The sequence below is a fragment of the Actinotignum urinale DSM 15805 genome (assembly GCF_000420445.1).
Lineage (GTDB): Bacteria > Actinomycetota > Actinomycetes > Actinomycetales > Actinomycetaceae > Actinotignum > Actinotignum urinale.
Genome location: NZ_ATUY01000001.1, coordinates 108,096 through 124,017, shown reverse-complemented (window position 1 = coordinate 124,017; position 15,922 = coordinate 108,096). Strand labels below are relative to the sequence as shown.

The 15,922-nt window shown below is 51.7% G+C and carries 12 protein-coding genes and 3 tRNA genes; 12 read left to right on the top strand and 3 right to left on the bottom strand.

All coding sequences use genetic code 11. From position 1 onward, the window contains the following. Positions 1 to 109 precede the first annotated feature (109 nt). Both G445_RS0100575 and G445_RS0100570 read left to right on the top strand, forming a co-directional pair. Positions 110 to 1,168 (top strand): 3-isopropylmalate dehydrogenase, encoded by a 1,059-nt coding sequence (locus tag G445_RS0100575; protein ID WP_022865633.1) that lies wholly within the window; start codon positions 110 to 112, stop codon positions 1,166 to 1,168. Positions 1,169 to 1,325: 157 nt separating this feature from the next. Continuing rightward, positions 1,326 to 2,471: a branched-chain amino acid aminotransferase gene (locus G445_RS0100570; RefSeq protein WP_022865632.1), complete on the top strand. Its 1,146-nt coding sequence runs from the start codon at positions 1,326 to 1,328 to the stop codon at positions 2,469 to 2,471. Between the two features lie 169 nt (positions 2,472 to 2,640). Here the strand turns inward: G445_RS0100570 and G445_RS08880 are convergent, their stop codons facing one another. Both G445_RS08880 and G445_RS0100550 read right to left on the bottom strand, forming a co-directional pair. Beyond that, on the bottom strand, positions 2,641 to 3,594 hold the full coding sequence (locus tag G445_RS08880) for a YggS family pyridoxal phosphate-dependent enzyme (protein WP_306718246.1): 954 nt from the start codon (positions 3,592 to 3,594) through the stop codon (positions 2,641 to 2,643). Between the two features lie 249 nt (positions 3,595 to 3,843). Further along, the gene (locus G445_RS0100550; RefSeq protein WP_022865628.1) at positions 3,844 to 6,540 is read right to left on the bottom strand and encodes a DEAD/DEAH box helicase; all 2,697 of its coding nucleotides are present in this window, start codon (positions 6,538 to 6,540) and stop codon (positions 3,844 to 3,846) included. A gap of 162 nt (positions 6,541 to 6,702) precedes the next feature. On the opposite strand from G445_RS0100550, the gene G445_RS0100545 reads away from it, so the two are divergent. The 8 genes from G445_RS0100545 (at position 6,703) to G445_RS0100510 (ending at position 13,443) form a co-directional block, all read left to right on the top strand. Next, positions 6,703 to 6,774, top strand: a tRNA-Lys gene (locus tag G445_RS0100545). Between the two features lie 323 nt (positions 6,775 to 7,097). Next, positions 7,098 to 9,089 carry a DNA primase gene (gene dnaG / locus G445_RS0100540; RefSeq protein ID WP_022865627.1) on the top strand — a complete coding sequence of 664 codons (1,992 nt, stop codon included), beginning with the start codon at positions 7,098 to 7,100 and terminating at the stop codon, positions 9,087 to 9,089. Positions 9,090 to 9,110: 21 nt separating this feature from the next. Next, positions 9,111 to 9,184 (top strand) — tRNA-Ile (locus G445_RS0100535). 108 nt (positions 9,185 to 9,292) lie between these two features. Beyond that, entirely contained in the window at positions 9,293 to 11,107 is a 1,815-nt protein-coding gene (murJ, locus tag G445_RS08875) for a murein biosynthesis integral membrane protein MurJ (RefSeq protein ID WP_022865626.1), read from the top strand. A gap of 4 nt (positions 11,108 to 11,111) precedes the next feature. After that, positions 11,112 to 12,353 (top strand): carboxylate--amine ligase, encoded by a 1,242-nt coding sequence (locus tag G445_RS0100525; RefSeq protein WP_022865625.1) that lies wholly within the window; start codon positions 11,112 to 11,114, stop codon positions 12,351 to 12,353. An 11-nt stretch (positions 12,354 to 12,364) separates the two neighbouring features. Then, positions 12,365 to 12,670, top strand: coding sequence for a hypothetical protein (locus G445_RS0100520; RefSeq protein WP_022865624.1), 306 nt, complete (start codon positions 12,365 to 12,367; stop codon positions 12,668 to 12,670). Positions 12,671 to 12,683: 13 nt separating this feature from the next. After that, positions 12,684 to 12,755 (top strand) — tRNA-Asn (locus tag G445_RS0100515). Positions 12,756 to 12,936: 181 nt separating this feature from the next. Then, a complete protein-coding gene (locus tag G445_RS0100510; protein ID WP_022865623.1) occupies positions 12,937 to 13,443 on the top strand; it encodes a DUF3145 domain-containing protein in 507 nt (168 codons plus the stop codon). Positions 13,444 to 13,462: 19 nt separating this feature from the next. On the opposite strand, the gene G445_RS0100505 is transcribed toward G445_RS0100510, so the two are convergent. Next, positions 13,463 to 14,107: a hypothetical protein gene (locus G445_RS0100505; protein ID WP_022865622.1), complete on the bottom strand. Its 645-nt coding sequence runs from the start codon at positions 14,105 to 14,107 to the stop codon at positions 13,463 to 13,465. A 269-nt stretch (positions 14,108 to 14,376) separates the two neighbouring features. Between G445_RS0100505 and G445_RS0100500 the strand changes: the two genes are divergently transcribed. After that, positions 14,377 to 14,991 carry an L-threonylcarbamoyladenylate synthase gene (locus tag G445_RS0100500; protein WP_022865621.1) on the top strand — a complete coding sequence of 205 codons (615 nt, stop codon included), beginning with the start codon at positions 14,377 to 14,379 and terminating at the stop codon, positions 14,989 to 14,991. Further along, positions 14,988 to 15,704 (top strand): HAD hydrolase-like protein, encoded by a 717-nt coding sequence (locus G445_RS08870; RefSeq protein WP_022865620.1) that lies wholly within the window; start codon positions 14,988 to 14,990, stop codon positions 15,702 to 15,704. Before G445_RS0100500 ends, G445_RS08870 begins: the two co-directional genes overlap by 4 nt. Positions 15,705 to 15,922 lie beyond the last annotated feature (218 nt).

Below are 15,922 nucleotides of genomic sequence, written 5' to 3'. Positions count from 1 at the left end.
CATGCCATGCGCACTTAGTTTTTGGTCAATATGTATGCGCAGGACCCACCCGTCGTTCACAGCGTAATAACCTGGGCGTGCAAACCTCAAAGTTGACTAGAATAAGCCCATGCGTACATCACTTAATCTTGCAGTTATTCCCGGGGATGGGATTGGTCCCGAAATTGTTCCAGAGGCGCTGAAGTCCTTAAAAATCGTGTTGGAACAGGCGGGCGTGGAGCTGACAACAACCCAATATGATCTTGGTGCGGCTCGTTATCATCGCACGGGCGATATTCTCCCGGATGAAGAACTTGAAGCCATTAAGCGCCACGACGCAATTTTGTTAGGCGCGATTGGCGATCCGTCCGTCCCTTCCGGCCTGTTGGAACGCGGGCTTCTCCTCAAACTGCGTTTCGCCCTCGATCATTACGTGAATTTGCGCCCGAATAAATATTATCCCGGTGTGCCAACGCCTCTTGCGAACCCCGGAAATATTGACTTCCTTGTCGTACGTGAGGGCACCGAGGGGATGTATTCCGGCAATGGTGGAACAATGCATAAGGGAACGGATCTTGAAGTCGCGACGGAAGTGTCCGTTAACACCGCTGTTGGAACGGAACGTCTTGTGCGTTATGCCTTTATGCAGGCAAATTCGCGTCCTCGCAAGAAACTCACGTGGGTGCATAAGCACAATGTGTTGGTAAATGCCGGCGGTTTGTGGCGTCGCATGATTGAGAAAGTGGGCGCAGAATACCCGGATGTTGCGGTTGATTACTGCCATGTGGATGCGGCCACGATTTATCTTGTTACCGACCCTGAACGTTTTGACGTCCTGGCTACAGATAATCTTTTTGGGGACATTCTCACTGATGAAGCTGGAGCCGTGACGGGAGGTGTAGGATTAGCTGCGTCGGGGAACATCAACCCCGAGGGCAAGTTCCCGTCAATGTTTGAACCAATTCACGGATCAGCTCCGGACATTGCGGGCCAGCAGAAAGCGGATCCCACAGCCACCATTGCGTCGGTCGCTTTGATGTTACGCCATCTTGGTTTCGAGTCTGAAGCTACACGTATTGAATCCGCTATCGATGCGGATATGGTTGCGCGTGCGAACGCCACCCGGGCAGGTGCGCCACTCGTTCGTCGTACCTCCGAAATTGGCGATACTATCGCAACTCTTCTTTAACGTGAATACGCTTCAGCTGAAAATAAAACGAGTATTTTTCCCACCTACGCGGGGAGTATGGTTGTACGACGAACGAGTTTCTCTGAACAACTAATTTTCCCGAGGTACGCGGGGAGTATAGTTACACATAAATATTGACGAATGATGAGGAATAACTATGAGCATGCCAACCACCCCGGCAGAACTTGAAGCGCTGGCCGCCGAGCCGTTGAAATCAGCTAGTGATCTTGCCGGTACTTTCGTTAAGCAAGATCATCCGGGCGTGAAGCCTGAATCCGAGGTTGAGAAGATTTTGGCGAACCCAGGTTTCGGTAACTTTTTCACCGATTATATGGTTCACGCAACCTGGACAGCGGAAAAGGGCTGGCATAACAAGGTGGTTGAGCCTTATGGTCCGCTGAGTCTTGATCCTGCCGGTTCGGTGCTTCATTATGGTCAGGAAGTTTTTGAGGGTTTGAAGGCTTATCGTCACGAGGATGGCTCGATTTGGACGTTCCGCCCAAGCTATAATGCGGCGCGTTTGAATTTCTCCAATCATCGTTTGGCGATTCCTGAGTTCCCTATGGATGATTTCCTTGCGTCTATTGTTGATTTGATTGCTGCTGATTCTCGTTGGGTGCCTTCTAAGGAAGGCGAGACCCTCTATTTGCGTCCCTTCATTTTTGCTTCTGAGAGTTTCCTTGGGGTTCGTGCTGCGACTCGCTACGAGTATTTGTTGCTGGGTTCTCCTTCTGGAGCCTATTTCAAGAATGGTTTCCAGCCGATTAACGTGTGGGTGGAGCAGGAGTTCCATCGCGCCGGTAATGGTGGAATGGGTGCCGTGAAAACGGGTGGTAATTATGCTTCTTCGCTTTTGCCGAAGATGGAGGCGAGCGCGAAGGGATTTGATGAGGTTCTTTTCCTGGATGCTACTACGTCCACGTATCTTGATGAGCTTGGCGGGATGAATGTGTTTGTCGTCTATGAGGATGGCAAGATTCGCACCCCGAAGCTCACCGGCAATATTCTTCCGGGTAATACTCGCTCGTGCATTATGCAGTTGTTGACCCGTGATGGTGTAGATGTTGCTGAGGCGACGATTGATTTGAAGCAGTTGCTTGCGGATATTGAGAGTGGCGAGGTTGTGGAGATGTTTGCTTGCGGAACGGCGGCTGTTGTTACGACGATTGGTAGCCTCACGGGTACTGATTTCAAGGTGACGTTGCCTAAGCATGATACGTCGAAGGCGATTTATGATGAGTTGACGGGTATCCAGCTTGGTACGCGCCCGGATACTTTCGGTTGGTTGTATCGTTTGGCGTAGTTTTTTACGGTTGTACGCGAAAGGTGGCGTTGCATGAAATGCAACGCCACCTTTGTGCTTGCGACGCTTGTGTCGAGTGTTGAAACCGAAGTTTTCGCGATTCAAGTCTTTGCCAGGCACGTCATCTTTGTGTTGTTGGTTGGCGTCCCGGCATTGTGTTGGACGCTGGTTAATTCTGTAGTGACAGATGCATGTGTATATTTCTGTGGGCGGGGGTGCGATCCTGTTTTACGTGCGGGGGTGCGATCCTGTTTTGCGTGCGGGGGCGCGGTCCGAAGATTGCTGTTCCGACGCGAACGATGGTGGATCCTTCAGCTATTGCTATGTCTAGGTCGTGTGTCATTCCCATGGAGAGCTGGGTGCATGTGGGGATGCTGGTGATGAGCTGATTACGTAGTTCACGTACTCGCGCGAAAGATGCGGCGATTTCTGTGGTGTTGTCTGTGTGTGCGCCGATTGTCATGAGTCCGCCAAGGCGTAGGTAGGGTAATTGGGCGACCTGGAAGGCTAATTCTTCGACTTTTTCGGGCGCAATTCCGTATTGGCTTTCTGCTCCGGATGAGTTGACCTGTATATAGACGGTGAAGGGCGTGTCTGCTAGACCGCGTTCGATGCGTGTTCCTTGTAGGCGGTTGATGCGCTGGGCTAGTTTGAGCGAGTCAAGGGTTTCAATACAGTCGGAAAATTGGAGAGCTTTACCGACTTTATTGGATTGGACGTGCCCGATAACATGCGTCCAGTGCGGGGGAGTGCCGGCTTCGGGTAGCGCGGTGGAGTCCCGTCCGTCCCACTGGGAGGCATCGTGAATAAGTTCTGTGCCTTCTGCGCTTTGCGTGCTTTCCGAACCTCGGGGGCTTCGGAAGGTTGCTCCTAGTTGTGTTTCTGTGTCTTCAAGTTGCTGAATAATATTGTGGCTCATGAAGCGTGCTCCCGCATCGAGCGCTACGCGGATTTTGTCGATTGGCTGATATTTCACCACTATTTGTAGCTGAACTTCTCCGACGGGGAGCCCTGCTTTTTCTTCAGATGCGCGAATAGCGTCTCGAACTCGATGAATTCGCCCTGGGATTTCTTCAAGGGTGGGAATATCCGTAGGGAAATTCGTCATGTCTTGTCCTTTCATAATATTTCTGTATGTTCTTCTCGTTTGTTATTTTCCCGGCTGATAATTTATCGTATGCTCGGTTTTCCAACGTGTTGCGCTTCTTCCGCCACGGTTTCCAACGCGCCACATTTCCTTCATTTACGGTTTTTCAACGCATCGCGCTTCTTCCATTACGGTTCTCTAACGTGTTGCGTTCCTCCGCCACTGTTTTCCCACGTGCCGCGATTCGTCCGCTACCTCGTTTTCCCACATGCCATGCGTCCTCCATTACAGCTCCCCAACGTGTAGTACATCCATGACGGGAGCGCCAGCCTCGTCTGTTTCGTCCAGATCCACAAGAACGCTGAAACCCCAGGCGTTGTCGCCTTGTCCGTCATCGAAAATTTGGCGTACGAGCCAACAGCGTGGGTGTTTTTCTGCTAGATCTTCCCATGCGTTTTCCGGCAGTCCAAGTTCGGCGAAATCCGCCACTTCGGGGCGTTCAATGATCCGTAGGAAGGTGTCGCTTCGCGCGTTTGTTCCGGTGTTGATGTCGTCGTAATCATCAAAATAGGGGTCGGTGGTGTCCATCCATGCATCTGCGTCCCAGGTGGGTGCGCCAGGATATGCCGGTGGCCGGGTGATTGTATCAAGGTAGCGCATATCCTCATGTGCGACGGCTTCGACAATCCGGAACGTTGCGTTGCGTATGGCGCGTTTCAGTGCGTGTTTGTTGCGCGAGAGGGTGATGCTTCCGTCCTCGTTGGCTCCAAATGCGAGTTCCTTGTATCCATCTACGGTATCGCCACTGTTGAGATTCGCGATTTCTCCCGGGGTAATGATGCCGTCTCTGAGGGCTTCCCATTCGTCGAGCAGTGAGGAATCAACACTTCGCACAAGCTTCCCGAGCCACTGTATCATTTCTTCTAATTCGGGCGTTCGGGCTTCGAGGGGGACGGTTTGGCGTAGTGCTTTATAGGTGTCCGTAAGGTAACGCAAGACGATTCCTTCGCTTCGTTCTGCGTCGTATTCGGAAATGAATTCGGTGAAGGTTCGCGCATTTTCGATCATGTCTCGGACAACGGATTTGGGTGTGAGGTCGAAGTCTTTTACCCAGGGGTTTGTTTGCGCGTAAACGCCTAACGCGCCTTTGAGTTCTTCGCCCAGGGGTTGTGGCCACGTGATTTTATCGGCTTCAGCCATGCGTTCTTCGTATCCGATACCGGCTGCTTTCATGCGCCCGATGGCTGCGCCTCTGGCTTTGCGTTCTTGTGCTATGAGTATGGGCCTGGGGTTTTCCTGCACGGCTTCAATAACGGAGATGACGTCTAGTGCATAGTTTTCGCTTTCCGGATCGAGTAGGTCGATTGCGGCTAGCGCGAAGGGCGCAAGCGGTGAGTTGAGAGCAAAATCTTCGGGTACATCGTGAGTAAATTCGACGGAATTTCGTTCGGGATGCTCCCCCTGCCATTCTATGCTATGGTGGCGAATTACGCCGGCGCGTAGGAGGGTCATATAGATGGTTGTTGCTTGGCGCAGAAGCGGGTTTGAGGCCTGTGCGGGTAGGTGGTTATCGAGACATAGTGAATGTATCGCTTTGATGTTTCCGTTCTCGCGCTGGAGAAGGTTGAGCATTATGGAGTTTGTGATGTGAAGGTGTGGCGTGAGTGTTTCCGGTTGAGCATTCTTAATGTATTCGAAGGTTTTTTCACTCCACAGCACGGTGTTTTCCGGTGGTTTTTTCTTCTGTATGCGACGTAGTTTTACTGGATCGTCTCCAGCTTTTGCAACGAGCCTTGCGTTTTCAATTTCGTATTCTGGGGCTTGGACAATAACGTCCCCTTGAGTGTCGAAACCGGCGCGCCCTGCACGCCCCGCAACCTGGTGGAATTCGCGGGCGGTGAGTTGCCGTTGGCGTGTACCGTCAAATTTGGCGAGCCCCGTCATCACAACGGTTCGTATAGGAACGTTAATGCCCACCCCAAGGGTATCTGTTCCTGAAATAACGGGGAGCAATCCTGCCTGCGCAAGTTTTTCAACAAGACGACGATAACGTGGCAACAATCCGGCGTGGTGAACACCAATACCTGCGCGCAAAAGTTTGGACAGAACTTTTCCAAAACCCGACCCGAATCGGAAATCTCCAATAGCTTTGCGGATAGCCTCTTTCTGTTCTGGGGTTGTGAGGGAAATCGAGAGAAGCCCTTGTGCTTGGCTTACGGCTTCCCGCTGGGAAAAGTGAACGATATATACGGGTGCCCGGTGTGTTGTGGTGAGTTCTTTAATAAGTTCGCTGAGTTGTTCGTAACTGTAGTGGAAACTGAGAGGGACGGGACGTTCTGCATCTGTAATTGTTACGACGTTACGCCCGGTTCGTCGTACCAAATCTTTTTCCAAAAAATCGGTGTTTCCCAGGGTTGCGGATAGCAGAATATGTTGGGTGTCATGAAGTTCCAGGAGGGGAACGTGCCACGCCCATCCGCGTTGCGGATCTGCATAGTAGTGGAATTCGTCGTGAATAAGGACTCCGATATCGGCTTGTTTGCCTTCACGCAGTGCCATGTTCGCGACGATTTCCGCCGTTGCACAGATGACGGGCGCCTGGGGGTTAATGGAGGAATCCCCGGTAACCATACCGACGTTTTCGGCGCCAAAAACTGCGATAAGTTCAAAGAATTTTTCTGAGACGAGAGCCTTTAACGGAGCGGTATAGTATGCGGTTTCGCCGTGGGCTAAGGCGGTGAAAATGCCGGTTAAGGCAATCATGGACTTACCGGAACCCGTTGGCGTGGAGACGATTACGTGTGAACGATCAAGGGCGGCGAGGAGAGCTTCGTCCTGGTGAGGGTAGAGAGGGCGCCCTGTACTTTCCGCCCACGAAGTGAAGGCTTCATACAAGGCATCTTCCGGAGCCTGGAGGCCGAAGCGATCTTCCAGGCGATCCAGGGCGACATTGAGCTGGGGGTACTGAGCTGAAGTGTTCACCCTATAAGCATGTCATAAAGGTCCAGCATTAAAATTAGCTTGAACCTCCCGGCGTAAAGAGTGGGGCAGAACACATAGAAAAAACCCTCTGCTGACTTGCGCGGGTGCGGAGGGGCGTGTAGTATATTTTTTTGTTGCGAACGACGGTTCAAAACACAACGAGCACCGCTAGCTCAATGGTAGAGCAACTGACTCTTAATCAGTGGGTTGTAGGTTCGAGTCCTACGCGGTGTACAGCAAGAAAAGCCCGGTATCTCAACGAAAAGTGAGATACCGGGCTTTGATTCTATTCCAGAGATTCGAGCGCCGCCCCGAACGTGGTTGCTCCTTGCCGGCGTAGTGGCCAGAACGTGTGGCGTATGGGCCAGAACGTGTTGTTTTTGGTGGGGTGTTGGGGTTTAAGGGCTCTTTGGATGTTGGTGGCTCTTCGCAATTTACACGTTCCTCGCAAACCAGAATGAACTAAGGCACCCCCATAACCACCGTCGCCACCACCCGATTGTGCCGGACGTGAATAATCCAGAAACTCTCAATCTCCACACGCTAGGATTTATCTCATGGCAGGTCGTGTACGTAAAGAGGACATCGAGCGAGTGAAAACCACCGCCCGAATTGAAGAAGTTGTGAGCCAATACGTCACCTTGAAAAATTCTGGCGCGGATTCCATGGTCGCCCTCTGCCCATTTCACGACGAAAAAACGCCTTCCTTTAACGTCCGCCCGAATGCCGGTTACTATCACTGTTTTGGTTGCGGAGAAAACGGGGACGTTATTGATTTCATCCAAAAACAGGAGAATACAAGCTTTATTGAAGCTGTGGAAGTCCTGGCTCGCCGTTACGGGGTGGAGCTTCACTACGAGGAGGGCAGTTTCCGGCAAGGCACCCCGCAAGGTCCTAAAAAAGCGCGCATGATTGACGCGCACCGCGCCGCCGTCGTCTTTTACCGCAAACAATTACGTACACCAGAAGGCAAACAAGCCCTCCAACTCCTTACAGAACGTGGTTTCGACGACGCCGCAATCGCGCATTTCAACATCGGTTACTCGCCACAATCCTGGGATTCGTTGTATAAAGAGCTACGCAAAAGCGGTTTCACAGACGCCGAAATCGAAACCGCGGGTCTCGCCACGCGCGGTAACCGCGGTTTGTACGACCGTTTCCGTGGTCGCCTCATGTGGCCCATTTTTTCGATTACAGGTGACCCGATTGGTTTCGGTGCCCGTAAGATTTCCGACGACGATAACGGCCCCAAGTATCTCAATACGCCCGAAACCCCGATCTACCACAAAGCTCAGGTGCTGTACGGGCTCAATCTTGCCAAAAAATCTATTGCGGAAGAACGTCGCATCGTCATCGTTGAAGGATATACGGATGTGATGGCAGCTCACCTTTCCGGCGTGGAAACGGCTGTTGCAACGTGTGGCACGGCTTTTGGGCACGAACACGTGAAAATTGCTCGTAGGCTTTTGCGGGACACGAATAACCCAGCGGCGGGAATTCTGTTCTCAACCGGGCAGAGTTTTGGTGGCGAAGTTATTTTTACGTTTGACGGGGACGCCGCAGGCCAAAAAGCTGCGTTGCGTGCTTTCAAGGAAGATCAGTCATTTGCTGCACAAACCTTCGTCGCAATTTCTCCCGGCGGTATGGACCCGTGCGATATGCGTATGAAACTGGGGGAGGACGCCCTGAGGGAACTCGTGGAATCTAGGCGCCCGCTCTTCGATTTTGTTATCGATTCCGTGTTGCGTAATTTGCCACTGAACACTCCCGAGGGACGTTCCGTTGGTCTGCAAGCCGGCGCGCCCATTGTTGCCGGTATTCGTGACAGAGTGATTCGTGAAGGTTATATTCGTATCTTTGCGGGCAAACTTGGGGTGGACGAAAAAATTGTGCGAGGCGCGGTTCTTGAGGCATATCATAAAGGTGGCATGAAGGTTCTCACGCAGGGAGGCGTACCGCAACAAGCAGAGCAAGAAGCCCCACGCGTACCAGGTATTCGTTTGCCGGATTTGGATGACATTAAAGATCCGGTGGAGAAGTCGGAGCGTGCAGCACTTCAAATTTACCTCCAGCTTCCAGCGTTCGCAGACAATGTGGAAATGGACAAACTTCCCGAAAACACGTTCGTGACCCCCACATATCGTTCTATTCACGACGCAATACGCGCAGCCGGGGGAACCCATACTTTTATGACGCATCAAGCTGAAGCGCAGGCGCGTGGCGTGGCAGAAGGGGACGCGGAGAGATATGCCACAACCCAATATATTTCAGCGGTGAAAGAACAGGCAGGCCCTGCGCTAGCCTTAGCTGTATCGCAAATCACGGCGGAGCCGTTGCCCATAGGAAACCCCGATAATGTGATGAAATACGCGTGGGAAGTTGTTGTTGGAATTATTCGACAGGGCGTTATTCGCCAGATTGCGGAAGCCCGTTCAGCCCTTATGCGTATGCCTGAAAATGATCCATCACGGCGGGTTGCGGCCGAACGTCTCGTCGCACTTGAAAAACAAAAACGCCAATGTGAAGAACAAATGGGCATCGGGAGCTAATCCTGGTATTATGTCCATGTTGCCCCTGTAGCTCAGCCGGTTAGAGCAGTGGACTCATAATCCATTGGTCCTGGGTTCAAGTCCCAGCGGGGGTACTTTTTTACCCGAAATTCATCGAATTTTCACATTCCGCGTATTCGCAAAACACCCTTTTTCTGAGTGTTGATTTCGCATGTGAACCTTTTACCCGTTAGTATCAAGACATGCATCAACATCGGGACGATACACGCACTCAAGGGAGTAATGTATCTAACGAAGGACGAACACCGCAAACAGAATCATTACCAGACGCTTTGGAAAAGGTTCCCGGGGAATCGCCTACAGAGAAAACAGAGAATTCAGAGAATATAGAAGAAACGGTCGAAAAAGCCTCCGTCGCCAAAAATTCTTTCATTATGTTCATGGGAACCTTTGTTTCCAGAATCCTTGGCCTCGTCCGTTCCCCCATTATGCTTGGCGCAGTAGTTGGGCTCACCACGCCCGCAGGTAACGCTTTTGGAGTTGCGAACAAACTTCCCAACCTTATCTACATGATTATTGCCGGCGGGCTTATTAACGCAGTTCTCGTCCCGGCTATTGTGCGAGCCACGGAAAAAGGCGAAAAAGAAGGCGAAGCTTTCATTAATAAGCTCCTCACCCTCGCCATCGTCGCCCTAGGTTCCCTCACGATTGTTATTACCCTCGCTTCGCCCTTCGTCGTAAAAATAATGGCGGCGACAATGTCCGACGATTGGTATCGCCTCACTGTTGCGTGGGCATACTGGTGTTTGCCTCAAGTTTTCTTCTACGGCATGTACACCGTGTTAGGGCAGATTCTTAACGCAAAAGAAAACTTTGGTCCCTATATGTGGGCGCCCGTCGCAAATAATGTTGTTGCAATTCTGGGTATGGTCGGGATTCTCTATATTTGCGGTCCGGTCACAGCCCAAGATGCGGTTGACGCCCAACAGTGGACGTCTATGAGGGTCGCTCTCCTGGGCGGGGTGTCCACGCTCGGTATCGTCGTTCAGGCGCTGATTTTATTATGGCCGATGAAGCGTATCGGCATCCGTTACCGCCCCGATTTCCGTTGGCGCGGTTCCGGTTTGGGTAGCGCGGGGAAGGCATCCTGGTGGGTGTTCCTCATGATGATTATTTCTATTGTCCCCACCGCCCTCGACTCCAACGTTGCCGCTGGCGCCTCGGATCGCGCCCTCCACGCCGGTATGGACATGGAAAAAATCGCGGGTAACTTCGCCTACGACACCGCCTACACCATCTATTCCATCCCCACCTCCCTTTTCGTCGTATCCGTCGCAACAGCCGTATTCACCCGCATATCTCGCGCCGCTGCCCAGGGAAATATTGACAGACTCAAAGCCGACGTTACTCGCACCGTCAAGCTCGTTTCCGCAATCATGTTCCTTTGCGCCACAGCCATGGTTGTTCTATGCGTCCCCATCTCGCGCCTATTTGCCCTCTCGTCCAGCGCGGAGGAAGCCGCCACCCTCGGTTACGTTGTGTGTTCCATGAGTTTCGGGCTGTTCTGGATTGGCATGTTTAGCGTCCTGAACCGCGTGTATTACGCCTTCGAAGATACGCGAGGAGCCTTCTTCATTACCCTTCCCTTCCAGATTGTCGGGAGTTTTATTAGCATCGGTTGCCTCTACTTGCCTCCGCAGTGGGCGGTTATCGGCGTGGGGATCACGATGTCGCTCTCAAACTTCCTTGCCGCTCTCCTCATGTTTATCGGCCTCAACAAACGTGTTGGTGGCTGGGATAAAAAGGGATTAATCAGCTATCACGCTAAACTGTACATAGTTATTGTTTGCGCAGGAAGCGCTGGGTATTTTGCCACTCGAATGATTGGCCCGCTTTTCGGGCTAATGAGCCGGGACACCGCGTTGATACAGTGCATTTGTGGCGGTAGCGCCATTGTTGTGGTGTATTTTGCGCTCGCGTATGTTTTGAAAATCGAGGAAATTCTTCGTCTTATTCACCCCGTTGCGAGAATCGTTCGGAAGGTTGTCAGAAGGTAGCGTTATGAAAAAAGATATGTTTCTTCCCGTTATTTTCGGTTATGAGGTTGAGGCTTACGCCTTTGCCCGACTTTTCCACGAAAGTGTAGGGATTAAACCTCTTGTTGTTGCTCACGTTTCGCGTGGAGCAATCCAACCGTCGACGATTCTCGACTTTCGTAAAATACCGGTTGAAGGTTTCGATACGGAAGAGGGGTTGGTGAAGGTAATGCGGGAAATCGAAGAGGATTACCCGGACAAAACCTTCATCGGTTTAACGAATAGCGACGAAATTAGCGCCACTTTTGCCAAACATGCCCGTGAATTCGCATCACGCTGGTTCCTTCCCGTTGCCGACCCGGCCGTTATCGCGGTAGCCGATTCAAAAACTGCGATGGCTGAGATTTATGAATCTTTAGGCTTACATATTGCCCGTGGCGTCGAACTTAATCCACAACGTCCCGAAACGTGGCAGGAAGCCGTGGGGGGAATCAGGTTCCCCGTCGTCATGAAACCGGCGGTGTCTGTGGGGAAACTTGAGCAGCACGCGAAGGGGCTCGAAAAGGTTGAAAAATTTGATACCTATGAGGAACTTAACGCGAAGCTGAGCGCGTTGCGCGAGAACGGTTTAGAATTCCCCGTTTTTGTTCAGCAGCTCATTCCCGGCGACGATACCACCCAGTATGTGGTCAACGGGTATGTGGATTCGCGCGGGCGCGTGACGGCCGCTGGGTCCGGGCGTGTGTTGTTGAATCTACATCACCCGTTCTATTTCGGGACGGCCGCGTTTATTTTGACGGATCCGGATAGCCGTTTTGTCGACGAGGCAATTCGTGTGGTTGAGAAGATTGGTTTGCGCGGATTCTTCTCCTTCGACGTGAAAGTAGATCCGCGCGACGGCACGGAGTACTGGCTGGATTTGAATCCGAGGCCGGGACGCGGGCACTACTACATGAAGGTCGGGGGAGTGGATTACGCGCGGGCACTTCTTGACGATGTGTTGGGGCGCGAACCGGGTGCGCAACGCATTTCAAAAGAAGCGATTTTCGCAATTGTGCCGATTTCTCTGGCGAATAAAACCTATTTGCGCGATCTCGAACTCTACGGGAAAGTACGTGCGATTCGCAGACGTGGGGATGTAGTGAATCCCTTGGCCTATAAGAAGGATTGGCACGTAAAGCGCCTGGCATATCAGGCTTTAAGCGGGATTCGCCAGAAGAAAATTATGAAGGAATACTATCCGCAACCGAGCGAGACAGGGTTTTAAGGAGAAGCATTATGAAGAACGACGAAGCTGAGGAAGTAACTTCCGAGATTGACATGGATGAACTGCGCCGAATCGCCCGCAGGCGCATGATTATCGCCGGCGTATTCGGCGTTGCGCTCATGGTGTTCATGTTTTTCGCAGGGAAAATGTTCCGAAGCAATATGAATTCCGTGCCGGGCTCCTCCGTCGTCGTTGTAGATTCTCGTGCCACAACATTGAGCGGTGCGTCAGCGGTGGTAGCCATTCCCTGTGATGTAAACCTCTTCATGGAGGTGGTTTTAGATTTGGAGAATACTGCCACGGCTGGTAAGCTATAACGCGTTGCAATAATCCCGCATAGCTCAACGGCAGAGCATTCGACTGTTAATCGAAGGGTTGCTGGTTCGAATCCAGCTGCGGGAGCTCCTAACTAGGGCACTCACCTCGCGGTGGGTGCTTTTTTGTTGTGAGTGGCGCCTTTTTGTGGACGCGGGAACATTTTTGTGAACTGTTGGATTTGCTCCGGCGCACAGATATAATATTTACAGCATTCTTGAGCGAATAAGTAGCAAGGGGAAAGCCACTTACGTTCAGGAGGAATGCTATGGCACACAAATACGCTACTCGAGGCGTCATATTTATTCATTCTGTTACGCCGGCCGTTCAAAAGCATGTTGAATGGGCGGCATCAAATGTGCTCGGATACCAACCGCATTTCGAATGGACTTCCCAACCTGCCCTACCTAACATGAACCGCGCAGAAGCGTCATGGACGGGTGAAGTGGGCACTGGCGCAAAACTCGCTTCCGCTTTTAACGGGTGGGAACATCTTCGCTACGAAATCACTGAGGACGGAACCGCTATCTCCGAAGGTGGTCGCTGGAGCGCGACGCCCGGACTCGGTATTTTCTACGCACAAACCGACCTCACAGGTAACGTCGTTGTTCCCGAAAACCGTGTGCGTGCAGCCATTGAACAATCCGCTGGAAACGCACATGAACTCCGGCGTCTCCTCGACCTCGCCCTCGGCCAAGCCTGGGATGATGAACTTGAGCCATTCCGTTATGCAGGGGCAGGTGCGCCCGTCCGCTGGCTTCACCGCGTTGGATAAACGCGAGCTTCCCGGCAATTTAGTTGAAAAGCCCCGAATTAAGAAGATCTTCAAGGCTCGCTAACTGATGTCCATCCTCCGTTGTCGTTCCCGAGGCCGTTTCGGTTGCGGAATCGGTTTCCGTACCGGTTGCGGCATCGGTTTCCGTACCGGTTGTCGTATTTGTTGCTGTACCGGTTGTCGCATTGGTTGTCATATCAGTTGCCGTATCGGTTGCCCCATCGGGCAAGCGTCCAGATTCCCTGCCGGACTCATTTCCTAAAGCAGTGCCGGAAGAGTCCTGCGATAAGCGCGGGGAGGCTGAGCCTCCGGTTTTCTCTACGCCCTTACTTGACGCGCCACTTGATGTTGACGTTGCGTGAGACTCTTTTGACGGCGTTTTCTCTAATGCTTGTGCTTCCGTGCCAACTGAGACAAAGTACGTCATTTCTTCGTCAATATCCGCATCGGGAAAAGCACGGCGAAGTAAATCGGCAACTGTTGTGGCTTCATTAATCGAAGAATCAGGTAGCGTCACTTTTCCAACCTGTTCAAGGGTAACCGCAACCGCCCAACGGGTGACGCAATCTCCGTCGTCGAAACAAAAACTAGGTGTGGCATGCGGGTAGCCCTCAAGGCGAAGCGTGTTCTGAATAGTCGCCATCACTTCTTGAATTTTCTCCATTATTTTCCCTATCGCTACCCAGACGTAAAAACACGTGTGGATTGTTCTGCCTGGCTTGTGTTCAATATTTTCCCGATTGGCGGTTGTGCCGATCTCGACCGCACAATAGGTAGGTGAGCGGAATTTCATGCGCGCCCGTTCGACATGTGCAGAGGCAAAAACACCACACATGTCAAGAATACCGTAGGCAGATGTTTTTCAACGACGGAGCCTGTGGATAACTCCTGGGCGTTTCGGAAACGTTCAGGAAACTCTCGTAGAATATAGGTATGGCTCAATTTATTTCAATTCACCCCGAAAATCCTCAGCAGAGGTTTGTCCATCAGGTCGTTGAAGCCCTGCGTCGTGGCGAAGTGGCCGCTATCCCCACAGATTCTGCCTATGCCATTGTGTGTACGATGGGAAACAAAGAAGGCTTGGACCGTATTCGCGAGATTCGTCGCGTGGGAGATAAGCACCATTTCACGTTACTTTGCCATAATTTCGCCCAGCTCGGAGCACTAGCTGTTGTATCGAATCCAGATTTTCGTCTCATTAAAAGTCTCACGCCAGGGCCTTACACATTCATTTTGAAGGGAACAAAAGAAGTTCCGCGCATGACGTTGAACCCGAAAAAACATACCCTTGGAATTCGCATACCGGATCACAATATTACTCAGGCAATCGTTGAAGAACTTGGTGAGCCACTTCTGTCCTCAACCCTCATTCTTCCCGAAGAAGAAGAACCGCTTATGGCGGGCTGGAAAGTGGACGACGAAATCGGCCACGCTCTTGATATTATTGTGGATGGTCCGTCAGATAGCGGCCCAACAACAGTGATTGACCTTGTGGAAGGTAAGATAGCGCGCGAAGGAGCCGGTGATATTACCGGGATTAACCTATGAAACCCATTCTTATTGATTTGGACGGCACTCTGCACGATTCAGCCGCGATTATTAAGCAAACTTTTGGGGCCACGCTTAAGGAATGTTTAGGGCGCACCGAACCTCCTGAATATTTCACACAATTTATTGGGCCACCCCTTTTGCAAGGTTTCACTCGTATGGGTGCTTCTGACCCAGCGAAAATGGTCATGGAATACCGTATTCGCTACGAAAAAAACATGTTGGATACGCCGTGTTTCCCCGGCATGGAAGAATTAGTGAAAAAACTCCATGATGCGGGTGTTCCCTTGGCAATTGCGACGTCGAAAAAAGACACGAATTCGCGCACAATTCTGGAGCATCAGGGTTTGGCGCAATATATTGACGTGATTGCTGGCGATCCTGAAACGCGACCGGGATACAGCAAAGCTGATGTTGTTGAAGATGCATTGAACCGTTTGAGTGCGCTCGGTGTGGATACATCTGAGGCGCTCATGGTTGGTGACCGTATCTACGATATTGAGGGCGCCGGCAAGAACGGTGTCCCAACGGTTATGGTTACGTGGGGCGCGGGAAGGCCTGAAGAATGGGAACTTGCCTGGAAACACGTAGATACTGTTGATCAGCTTGAAACACTTCTTTTCGGGTTTGCGCGCGGTGAAATCCGGGCGGAGTTTGATGCTGAGAAGCACCGTCAGGCAGTGGAGCTAAACGCCAAAATTAACGCAAACTAGCGGTATTTTGTGTGCGTTAAGGCGCTAGTGTTGTTGTCGGGCGCTAGCATTATCGGGACTAGTGTTAATGGGCAATAGCATTATTGGGCACTAGCGTTATCGTCGTTGGTGTTTTGCACTTTGTTCGCAAGTGGATATTTTTCTTGTGTACGCATAATGTGGGGGTCAGTTTTTAACTGACCCCCACATTATGCGACAAGTTGAAGTTTCTCATGCAT